Consider the following 11,477-nt stretch of genomic DNA (forward strand, 5'->3'; position numbering starts at 1 on the left):
AGAATATCTGGTACCTTAAACGAAGTGAAAATGACAATTATTGATGTTTTTTGTGCAATTCGATTATTTTGCAATTATTATGGCTAAAGTTATAGAGTTCCTGAAATTCGGGGTATCACTTGATTATCCGACAGAGCCTTCTGCTCCTGACTTTCAGATTATAATATTTTCAGTTATCAGAAACCGGATTTCGGTTTTTTAAAAAAGTCCGAATGATCTTAATTATATAGGTTGATTTCCTAAGATTATTATATCTGATTTGAATGAATTCAGACTCAAAATCATCTGATGAGATAAATGAATACCTGTCCATGCTTGATGGCATTTATATGCGAAATCAACAGCGGGTACTCAGGTTTCATGAAACAAAGCCGGATACGTACCATCCGGATAAAGTGAATGTAATGTTTCACGGATGAACTAACGATTTCTGACCCGGTTCTTCGGGATAGAGGTGAATAGTGTATCTGTTCACTCGTAATTATTTGCCTGTTTTAAGAAATAACCTCTATGTTTAGAGGTAATTATATCAGATAACCCTATATCTTCCTGATTTTATCTTCAGATAAGAAATAAAAAAAATAGTGCTGATTTGCAAAACCCAGCGGTAATTTGAATTTATACCACAAATTTTGACATCTCAGCCGATAGCATCTCCACACTCTGAGAGACATTTTGTATTGCTTTTACTATCTGGGCAAGGGCTGCAGAGGCTTCTTCGGTTGCGGCAGATGAGTCCAGTGCCTGACGAACGGTATTATTCAAAAGCGTCGCAACTTCATTTATACTTGCAGTAATTTCTTCAACACTCGCTGCCTGCTCTTCGGTAACTGAAGCCATATTTGTCACATTTGTTGATATATCCTCAATGGAATCTGCAATACTGGTGAATGATGTGATAGTTTCAGACAATGCTGCATTCCCTTCCTTTACATTATCTACTGAACTTTTAACGGCATCTGCAGCTTTCTGGGATTTTAACTGGAGATTATTTATCATCTCAGCAATATTCTCTGCCGATTGTCTGGAATCCTGGGCCAGCGACTTTACTTCTGCAGCAACAACGGCAAATCCGCGGCCTGCTTCTCCGGCACGTGCCGCTTCTATTGCAGCGTTTAACGCAAGTAAATTTGTCTGGTTTGCAATGTCTGTGATCAGTTTTACAATTTTTCCTATCTGATCCATCTGGCCCCTGATATCATTGACAATGGTATCAACTTCCTCAGATGTCCGGGTGATCCCCTCCATTGCATGCTCGGTCTTCTTTGCAAGCTGAATCCCGGTTTTACTCTTCTCCTCTGCCGATGAAGCGAGCCGTGCAACAGAGTCACCATTTGAAGCAATATTAGCAACCGCTGTAGACAGATCCTCCATCGCCCGAAGAATCTGTCTGACTCCGTCTTCTCCCTGCTCCGTATTATGACTTAAGGTATTAGAGTTCTGTGCGAGCAAATTTGTACCTGCGGAAACCTCTTCAACACTGGCATTTACTTCTTCAGCACCGGATGCAATATCCCCTATCTTATCTTTAAATACCCGGAAAGGATTGGTGATAATCTCGAGAATCTGGTTGACTCCTCTTGATATTTCAAAAAAGTCACCGGTGTAATTTTCCTCATGGGTTCGTACAGTAAGATCTCCTTTCTCTGCGGTTTGAATTACCTGGATAATATCGTTAATTGCCTGTTTTTGATCAGTCAGATCATAATACACTGATAAAACACTGACGACTTTCCCTGATTTATCAGTAAGAGGGATATTATGGCGTTCAAGTGTTTTGATGCCGGTAGAGAATCTGATGACCGCCATCCCCTGGCTGGATTTTCCATATTTAAATGTGTCAGCAACGTTCGTTCCGGTCTGACTGATGTAATCAAAGTCTTTGATTGTAATCCGACTGGCATCCCCGGAACTAAAACCCATGAGATTTACTGCAACCTTGTTTATGGTAGTGATATTGAGATTCGGGTCCCAGACTATTATCGGGTATGGATTTTCATTGACTATGGTATCCGCTCTTTTTTGAAGGGCTTCAATCTCATCAAGTTCTGTTTTTAATTCGGTCACATCATTATAAACCGATAGAATCGTCCTGATATTGCCCTGTTTATCAAGAATAGGAATGGTATATCTGACCCATGAGAGGATCCCTGCCGGGAATTTAAAGGTAGCCTCTCCTGACTTCATCACTTTATCGCGAAGAGTTTCCTGGATTCCATCTCCTTTTTTATCAATATATACAAAATCAGATAGTTTGAGTGAGAGTGCTTTTTCCCTGGAATAACCGGTTTTTTTCACAAATACATCGTTTGTATCGATTACTTGTAAATCCGGATTCCAGACAAGTATCGGATTTGGGTTGTGCCTGAATAAAGATTCGTATTTTTCTTTCTCACTTTTAAGTGCAGAAATCTCTTCATTAAGTGATCTAATGGTATCATTGAGTTGGATATTTTTTTTAATACATTCATCCCGTGAAATATCTTCGGGTTTTGAATCATATTCAGGATCAGAGTTCATATGCATTCATATATCCATTAATCGTTAAAAAACCTTGGTGAATAGTACTCATGTAATATATCTGGATCAAAATATTCTTAAAAACTGTGTTTTGTCGGATTTTGATGAAATTTAAATCCCAATCTCAAATTTTTATTTTTTGTTGTTTCATTCCACCGACTATTCATCAGATATATATTCATAAAAAACAAGGTTGACTTCAAGGGGCAATCCACATCAGTCTGTCAGAAAATGTATGTCTCCCATTGAAAATTGGTGTAATTATGATTTTTCGTAAAAAATTCAGTTTATCAGTAGTATTGCTGGGTATCGTCACTCTTGTTCTCTGCCCTGTTATACTGGCTCAGGAAGAACCTCTGTCACATGATGATATTTTGAAAATGGAATATCTGCACAAATTCGTTCTTTCCCCGGATGAATCAAAGATAATCTACCTGGTAACTGAGGGTGATGATCTCACTCCTCCGGCTGATAACGCGACACTCCGGATGATACTGACCAAATCAAAAACTGAGACCATTCTCTCGTCTCCGGATGAATCAGTTACCTCCTGGTCTGTTTCACCTGACAGCAGACATCTTGCATATACAGCACTACCCAGGACCGGAGGCGATAGTTATCTTACCATTCTTGATCTTACCACGATGAAAGTTGAAAAGATGCCCGGCGTGCCAAAAGAGTTGTTGAATGGTTTTTCATGGGCCGGAACTTCCGGTCTGGCATACCTTGGACCTTCTCCTGATACTCCAGAAGATACAAAACCCGGAGGGGTTACGATCATGGACAAGGAGCCTGATCCGGTCATCCTGAATTCGTATGATATAAAAACCGGAGAAATCACGAACCCTACCACAAATACCGATGTCATCTATGCATATCTCCCCTCTCCGAACGGGAGATACATCCTTTATAAATCCTCTGAGTATCCGGAAGTCTGGCTGACAAATCCTGAATTTACATATTATCTCCTTGATGTGGAGAATGGGACTGAAGATGAGATTATGACCCGGGAAGAAGGGTATCAGGATGAAAATGAGTTTGCATGGGCTCCGGATAGTTCTGTCGTTTACATAGAACGGATGATAAATGGTGGCATGCATTATCCGGTGAGGTATGCTTCGGATATTATTACATACTCCCCGGCTACCAGAACAGTCGAAGAGATACCGATGCAATGGGACAGGTTAATGCTGAAAGATCTCTTCAACGATGATATTGAGATGACTCCTTTCATGGGCGGTGTGTATGCTCTTCTGGCTGACGGGACAAATCCCCAACTTGTAAAATATACGAAAACACCTTCCGGGTGGAATATGGTCCTCCTCAAAGGAGAACACCAGGGGAATATTTTTGCTCTTGAATCAACGGTGGATGGCAATACGCTGTATTACAACTATAATTCTGCATCAGTCCCTCCACAGATCTATAAGGCACACATCTCCGGAGACAGCATTGGAACTCCTGAAAATATGACACATCTGAATGCAAAACTCCTGGAAAAACCCCTGGGTTCTTCGGAGGTAATTGAGTGGAAAGGAGCCGGTGGAGATACCATTCAGGGAGTTGTCCGGTATCCTCCCGGCTATACCAAAGGCACGTTGTATCCTCTGGTCGTTGTCATTCACGGTGGTCCAATTTATACCGATTTTGACAGCTGGCGTGATACCTGGGAATTTCCCTACCATCTGATAACCAGTGCCGGGTTTGTCACATTCTCACCCAATTATCATGGAAGTAGTAATTACGGGTTTGATTTTGCCGCATCAATCGAGGAAGGGCATACATATTCCCTTGCGGTGGAAGATATGATGAATGGCGTTGCAGTTCTCGCAGATAAGGGTGTTATTGATAAAAACCGGGTAGGAGTGACCGGATGGTCATATGGAGGTATTCTGACTCTTTCATGGGTAACAAAAGACAACTCCCTGAAGGCCGGAGTAGTTGGAGCCGGGTACCAGGATGAAAACTCCCAATTGGCATATACGAATGGTATTGTCATGAACCGGATGTATTATGATAAGACGCCTTTTGAGGATCCCGAGCCGTACATCCGGAACATGGGGGTTTATAATGCCGGAAATGTTACCGCTCCGATACTCATGCTCCAGGGTACAGTGGATAATGCGGTGGTTCCGGCGAGTGCGATGACAACCTACCGGGCATACAAGATGGCAAGTAAAGGTGATGTTCAGATGATTCTCTTTAAGGATGAGCCTCATCATATGAAACACTATGATAACCAGGTCCGGAAAGTGACCGAAGAGATAGAGTGGCTTTCCGGTCACCTCCTCTCCTGATAATTTTGTGATTAAGATCAAACTATTTGTCTTAAGGATCCGGGTCTGAACATGGAATGAGTAAATCCCGGGTTCCTACACGTATGCTCATTATGCTTTGTAGCTGATAGTACCATCAATTTAGTATTTTGTGCATCAGAATCATGGACGAGTTCATTATATTTTTTGCGGCTTTTGCAGGGGGTTTTATCAATGCAGTCGCCGGAGGAGGAACCCTGGTAAGTTTTCCTGCCCTCTTAGCCCTTGGGATTCCTCCCGTTACGGCAAATATCACCAATACTCTTGCTCTTTGCCCCGGATATTTCGGAGGGATTTTTGCCCAGCGAAAAGAGTTCAAATTTCAAAAGAAAAGACTTCTCCGGATTCTTCCTGTCTGTGTGGTCGGTGGATTCATTGGCGGTTTCCTGCTTATTCATTCAGATGAACAATCATTCAGGGAACTAATTCCCTACCTGATTCTCCTGGCAACAGTCCTTGTTGCCGTTCAGGTTCCGGTAAAGCGGTGGCTGCAGGCAAAAGAATCTAACGTCCGGTCAGCTTTTCTTGTCACCGGAGGAGGGTTTCTCCTGTTATTTTTCTCATCGGTGTACGGAGGATATTTTGGTGCCGGAGTCAGTGTAATCGTCATTGCTGTTCTGGGTCTCCTGTTTGATGATTCACTGGCAAGTCTGAATGTCCTGAAACTTGCGATATCATTCAGTGTCAACATGACTGCTGCTCTTTTTTTCATCTTTTCCGGAAGTATCGAGTGGCTGATTGTCCTTATCATGAGTATCGGGTCTGTCATTGGAGGAGTTGCAGGGGGGAGTATTGTAGAGAAATTGAATCCGGACATGTTCCGGTGGATTATCGTAGGGTTTGGATTAGTGATATCCGGGTATTATTTCATGGGGGCCATTTTTTAATGAGAACTGTATTAATTTTTCCTTGAAATAATGGTGTTTTGGGATGTTAAATCAGATATCCGTGACCAGATTTGATTTAGGAAATATTGTTGATATCATCAGTAAGAGAGGCTGATACACAGGTTACAAAAGATTCACCTACAATTACCGATACAATAAGTTTCTTTAAACCTATCGCCCGTCAGATTGAAGATATTTCACAAAATATCGCCGAAACCAGGTTTCAACAATTATTAATGATCTTTTGGTTATTGCATCACGGCTTGATGAGTCAATATCAAGGATAAATAATTAATCTCTATTTTTGGGATTTTTTAACCTGTTTTGGATGTCTGATATCATTACTTGAAAAGGTTCTATTGAACTAAACCCCAGAGTAGTGTCTCTCATATATATTCAATGAAAAAAGAGGCGTAATTATCTGAAGGTTCAATCCTCCAGCATGGATTGTATATATGGTATTAATTCAGGAATATCTCGTGTTGCAGTCAGAAAAATCAATCTTTCATCAGTTCTGAAATAGGCATGGATAAGAATATCCCGCATCCCTGCAATCTCATCCCATGAAACTTCCGGATATTTTCCTTTCATATCTTCAGGGATTTGTTTTACTGCTTCACCAATAATCATGATTTGATCGCGAACTGCACTCATTGTTTTTTCATCATGAGAAAACTCATCAAGTGATATCGACCCAATAAACCTTTCAATTCTGTTGCAAGAATCAAGAATATCCTGGAGAAAAAGATGTGGTTCCCTCATATATACATGACATCTGATAGAATGGGTGTCCTTAGTTCTGGCCTGATTGCACGCTCTGGAACGACATCTACAGATTCTCCAAATAGTTTTTCAAGGTATATTTTCAATCCGGAGTGATCGAGAAGACTAGCTTCATCACTGAAATCAACCAAAATATCTATGTCACTTTCCGGACCCGCTTCGTTACGTATTACTGAGCCGAAGATGCCAATTTTTGTGATATGATATTTCTGTATAAGATGAGGTCTTTTCTCTTTTAATACAGAGATGACCTCTTCTTTCTTTTTCATGAAATTTGTCTCCTGGATGGGCTTTTTGAGGGAATACTGCTCGTATCGACCATGCACAATTATGTCATTATATTTATTGACACTCCTCTCATAATAACGCTAGGATGAATCCTGTAATTGAACTGATTTCAGTTAAACGTTATATGATGAATAACATTTATTTTGACAAAATCAGTCCGTAATGGAATTCAAAATTTTATCACAAATATAATGGGAATTCTCTTCCACCCATAGTTATGACCAGAACGGCTGTAGTGAGAATGGTGCTTCCTCAAATTAATAGATAGGCACCATGGTGAGTTTTGTTATGCTGCCCTCCGGATTTGCAAGATTCCGGGTAGCAGTCTTCATTCGCTCCCGTCTGTGTGAAATCTGCCATGTTAGATAAAACACTGCTGTGAATTCATGTCGCTGAATTGAATTTGTTCAAAGGGCGGGGTTAATCGGGATTCTCTTCCGAAATTTTTACTCCTCAGTCAGACCCGTCCGGAAATATATGTTCAGAGGGCGATGAAGTGCAATTCTGCCCTTTAATATAATATAGGGTCAAAAAAAGTCAGGTTTGCATGACCTTTAAATACTCCCGGAAATATGCTTTCACCAAGGCTCTTAAAAAGGGGGATCAAAGCCCTTGACATACAATCCATTGACCTGTTTTTGGGGCAAATAGCGGCCCCTTGAGAATTCGACATTTGCGGTTTAATCACTAAAAAAAGGTTAAATTGGGGCTAAAAAATTATATGTATATTGGGGTTATATATTGGTGTATTTTTCATGAAATAAGGCCAATTTAGGTTTTTTAAAATGGTGGTAATGAATGAACATATAAAAAGGGTGTTTTTTACCCGTTTATTTACGGGCTCTAATGATAATAACTGCCTGACCCTGATCTAATTCTTTAGTTGTCTTATCTGGTTATTGGAATGGAGTACTCTAACATACAGGAACGATTATTATTGTATATGACTCATTTCCGCTGCTACCTGTTCATCTCCCTGTTTCTTCTGCTCGTCTTGAACACTTCCGGAATTCTGGCAGATTCATCCCCTTCGGATCTGCTCATCCTGACTGAGGAATATGCCCCGTTCAATTACCTGGAAGATGGAACCTTAAAAGGACTGTCTGTGGATCTTCTTGAATCTGCTTTCCACCACATGGGTTCCTCCATTACCCGTGATGATTTTTCCTTGGGTTCATGGAGTGAGGCCTATCAGACCGCTCTTACTCGAAATAATACCATCCTCTTTACCATGGCCCGGATACCGGAACGGGAAGATAAATTCCAGTGGGCCGGACCCATTATCACCGATGCAAAAGTTCTCTTTGGAATCCCCGATGAGAATTCCTCTATCCTTCATAACGACATCACATCGTACCGGATTGTTGCAATATCAGATGACAGTGGGTACCAACTCGCCCTTGATGCTGGTGCATCCCCGGACCAGGTAATTGTGGTATCGTCAGCCGGGGAGGCTATCCGGATGGTGGAGAATGGGACTGCAGATGTCTGGAGTTATGGAGAAATGGCAGGAAATGAACAAATTAACCGGTATGCAAACAATCCGGAGAAGTTCACTCCACTCCTTGATATCGGGACGGTAGAGGAATATTTTGCAATTCAAAAGGATACTGACCCCGCATTTGTCAGAGAACTCAATGATACTCTTGCCACACTGAAAACAGAGCGGACAGAATCCGGTTCGTCCGAATATGAGCAGATTGTGTACAGGTATCTTCCGGTGCAGTGTGCTGAATCAGAGATAACGTCACAAATGGTAACTGATCTGGTAAACCTCACTGCGGAGGCGATCGCTGAAAATACCCTGGAAACATTAGATAAGATAAATGCCGGAGATGAACCATACAAGGATCCGGACATTCCCGGGCTGTATGTCTTTGTATACACAATTGATGGAATACTCATCGCTGATGCAGGTAACCCCCATCTCATCGGTAAGAAAATGACTGGAAAAGGGGATGTAACCGGGAAAATGTTCCGGGATGAAATGATAACCGGTGCAATTGACCATGGAACCGGATGGGTGCATTATGTCTTCTCTCATCCTGCCATGAGTGGTATATTTCCAAAGAAGAGTTATTACCGGCTGGTAACCGGAAGTGACGGTAGTGATTACGTGGTAATCAGCGGCAGATACATGTCCTGTGCATATCTCTGGCAGTCTTCGAAAGAAAGCCATGACAGGAGTATTGAGATGGATATCCAGGATGATGGGAAGATCCTTCTCGCAGGCACCCGGAATGAAACCGGACAAAAGGATATCCTGGTCCTTCGGTATCTCCCAACCGGAAAGAATGACCTCTCATTTGGTAACAACGGGGCTGTTATCTTTAGCGGAGATGCGGGAAAAGATGATTATGCCTTTGGTGTCACCTATGATACATCCGGGAATGTCCTGGTAGCCGGACGGGAGCACAACGGTCATGATCCTGACATGATCCTTCTTAAATATCTCCCTGATGGAACACCCGACACAGATTTCGGAGATAACGGAGTTGTCAGGTATGCGGGTCCGGGGAATGGTACCGATTCGTTCCGGGGTCTTTTTGTTCAGGATGACGGAGCAGTTCTTTTAACCGGTGAGATGAATATGAGCCATCATAAAGAGATGATAGCCGTCCGGGTATCTCCTGACGGAATAGTGGATGAAACATTCGCCGATTCCGGGATCTTTATTCTCAACCGTACAGATGATGCAGACAGTTATGGATTTGCCATCGCTCCGGATAAGGAGGGTAGAATTGTTTTAACCGGAGGGATTGTGGTTCCTGGTGATGATAATAGTTCCATTGCGACCGTCAGGCTACAAAAGAACGGAGAGCCGGACAGTTCCTTTGGAATAGACGGGCTTGCAATATATCAGGGGGACGGTGGCGGTCCGGATTACGGGAACTGGGTTTCAGTCTCTTCGGACGATAAAATCATGGTTCTTGGTACAGAAACTGATACTCATGGCTCTTATGACATCGTTCTCTTACGATATTGCCCGGACGGAACGCTTGATACCTCGTTTGGTGATGCAGGTGTTGTGGTTTATGGAGGATCCGGATACGATTATGCATGGGGAAAGACGATTCAGGATGACGGAAAGATAGTTATCGCCGGAACAAGTGAGATCCAGGGGGTTACTACGCCGATTCTGATCCGGTACAATCCGGATGGAACACCTGACATGACTTTTGGTGAGTCTGGAATATTTACCTTTGAAGCATTTGGACCCGGAATGCTTTATGGGGTGCATGCGGATTCAGATGGTGTCCTCTATGCAAACGGCTATATTACAAAGGAAGGGCGGGATATCTCGCTACTTGTAAAGATCCCTGCTGAAAATTTTTAAATTTTTGAAAATTTTTTCCGCAAACCGATAATTGTGAAAATAAAATTTTTGATCACTTGAATAATCTACAGAGACCCATTTACCGGATGATTCCAGCAATGATGATATTTCCTGAGAAATGTATTCCACATATCTTCGTTCTTTGATCTATTTTTAAGTGTTTCTCTATTGCGTTGCAATATAGTGTTTTATTTTAATTTTTATGAGAAAAATTTATAAAATTAGAAACATCGCTCAGCACCAGTCCTCATTGGGGTTTATATATGCTGTGAAAATTATTAGTTCAGTTTTTGTTGAAAATTACATAAAAAAACGTGAAATTATGAGTGTATCATCTATTCCTAAAGTAATATCCGGAGATTTAGAATCGCTTCAGAATATAATTGATTCAATACCGTATGCAGTTTTTGTAATTGGATCGAATGGATCATTTATTGATTGTAACAGTTCAGCATTACAGGTTTTTAATGCTTCAAGTCGCGATGATGTGATTGGAAAAGTTCCAAGCATCCTCGCTCCTGAAAAACAGCCAAATGGTAATGAATCAGGAATAGAGGTCAACACGTACATCCAAAATACACACCGATCAGGCTCATCAAGTTTTTATTTTTATCACCAAACTTTTGATAAGAGGGTTTTTCCTGCACATGTTACCCTCAAAAGGATAATATACGGGGGTGATACCTGCCTTTTATCTATAATTATTGATATGACTGGACAAGTACGTATAGAAGAAAACCAGGCACTTATTCATGAAAACCCATATGCCTTAATAAAACTCAATCCGGATCTGACAATAGCAGATGTAAATCCTGCTTTTCTTACAATAACCGGATATAAAAAAGAAGAATGGATAGGAAGATCCGCAGGTGATTTCAAAGTCCTGAAAGGGGATGGTCCGACACCCCTGGACGCAATCAACACCAAGTCAACATTACGAGGCACCTATGTAGCTGATTTTCCTAATGGGATTACATCAATGGAGTATTCATATATCCCGATTTTTGATCCCAACGGAATCATCATGTATGTTTATGCTATTTTTGCAGACCGGACCCAGTTGGATTCAAAAATAAATGAGTTAGGTTTCCTTATTAGAGATAATCCTGGAGCAATCGCTACAATTGATCTTCAGGGAAATTTTAAGGCTGTAAATCCCGCATTTCAGGAGATGTCTCACATTTCTGAAGAAAAATTGTTATCAATGAATGTTAGTGACCTAAAAATTTTGAGTAAGCAGGGGATTTCATTTTCTGACATCATATCATCAAAAAAGGCATCTAAACCTAAGTTTATGAATTTATAACTTACAAATGACTAATTCGCTTTTCTTCAAACAATTTTTTG

Annotated in this window: 8 protein-coding genes; 5 read left to right on the forward strand and 3 right to left on the reverse strand. The window is 41.3% G+C overall.

The genetic code is table 11. The features are described 5' to 3' along the window. Positions 1–263 precede the first annotated feature (263 nt). Positions 264–419, forward strand: coding sequence for a hypothetical protein (locus tag DLD82_RS18750; protein WP_181391503.1), 156 nt, complete (start codon positions 264–266; stop codon positions 417–419). A 199-nt stretch (positions 420–618) separates the two neighbouring features. Here DLD82_RS18750 and DLD82_RS16890 read toward each other — a convergent pair whose 3' ends face one another. Next, positions 619–2,520, reverse strand: a complete 1,902-nt coding sequence (locus DLD82_RS16890) for a methyl-accepting chemotaxis protein (RefSeq protein ID WP_181391504.1) — start codon at positions 2,518–2,520, stop codon at positions 619–621. A 263-nt stretch (positions 2,521–2,783) separates the two neighbouring features. On the opposite strand from DLD82_RS16890, the gene DLD82_RS16895 reads away from it, so the two are divergent. After that, complete coding sequence (locus DLD82_RS16895) at positions 2,784–4,817, forward strand: alpha/beta hydrolase family protein (RefSeq protein ID WP_109942309.1); 2,034 nt, start codon at positions 2,784–2,786, stop codon at positions 4,815–4,817. A 143-nt stretch (positions 4,818–4,960) separates the two neighbouring features. Next, positions 4,961–5,722 carry a sulfite exporter TauE/SafE family protein gene (locus tag DLD82_RS16900; protein ID WP_109942310.1) on the forward strand — a complete coding sequence of 254 codons (762 nt, stop codon included), beginning with the start codon at positions 4,961–4,963 and terminating at the stop codon, positions 5,720–5,722. Positions 5,723–6,151: 429 nt separating this feature from the next. On the opposite strand, the gene DLD82_RS16905 is transcribed toward DLD82_RS16900, so the two are convergent. Further along, positions 6,152–6,484 (reverse strand): HepT-like ribonuclease domain-containing protein, encoded by a 333-nt coding sequence (locus DLD82_RS16905; RefSeq protein ID WP_109942311.1) that lies wholly within the window; start codon positions 6,482–6,484, stop codon positions 6,152–6,154. Continuing rightward, complete coding sequence (locus tag DLD82_RS16910; RefSeq protein ID WP_109942312.1) at positions 6,481–6,774, reverse strand: nucleotidyltransferase family protein; 294 nt, start codon at positions 6,772–6,774, stop codon at positions 6,481–6,483. Before DLD82_RS16910 ends, DLD82_RS16905 begins: the two co-directional genes overlap by 4 nt. A gap of 962 nt (positions 6,775–7,736) precedes the next feature. Between DLD82_RS16910 and DLD82_RS16915 the strand changes: the two genes are divergently transcribed. Further along, entirely contained in the window at positions 7,737–10,130 is a 2,394-nt protein-coding gene (locus DLD82_RS16915; RefSeq protein WP_181391505.1) for a cache domain-containing protein, read from the forward strand. A 322-nt stretch (positions 10,131–10,452) separates the two neighbouring features. Beyond that, on the forward strand, positions 10,453–11,436 hold the full coding sequence (locus DLD82_RS16920) for a PAS domain-containing protein (protein WP_181391506.1): 984 nt from the start codon (positions 10,453–10,455) through the stop codon (positions 11,434–11,436). The last annotated feature ends 41 nt before the right edge of the window (positions 11,437–11,477 follow it).

Origin of the sequence: Methanospirillum stamsii, from assembly GCF_003173335.1 — an archaeon.
Classification (GTDB): domain Archaea; phylum Halobacteriota; class Methanomicrobia; order Methanomicrobiales; family Methanospirillaceae; genus Methanospirillum; species Methanospirillum stamsii.